The organism is Pseudoalteromonas sp. S1727, from assembly GCF_005886375.1.
Classification (GTDB): domain Bacteria; phylum Pseudomonadota; class Gammaproteobacteria; order Enterobacterales; family Alteromonadaceae; genus Pseudoalteromonas; species Pseudoalteromonas haloplanktis.
The window spans coordinates 1-214 of record NZ_PNDT01000197.1; the positions used below are offsets into that span (position 1 = coordinate 1).

At 38.8% G+C, this 214-nt stretch carries 1 pseudogene; it reads left to right on the forward strand.

Annotated features, from left to right (window positions below):
• Positions 1-214: pseudogene (locus tag CWB85_RS21600) on the forward strand (hypothetical protein); the annotation flags it as partial.

Sequence of the window (214 nt, forward strand, 5' to 3'; positions counted from 1 at the left end):
GAGTATATTCAAAAAATGATTGAGCAACTTGAAAGACTCAAACAACAACTAGAGCAAGCTAAAGAACAACTGAGTAAATTACAAGCGCAACAAAATCAAGATGATAAAGCTGTAAAAGCGCAAGTAGAAATGCAAGTTAAAATGGTGATGGAACTGCAAACGCAAATGATGACCTTGAGCCAATCCATCGGCGAAGCCATGAAAGATGCCGGTG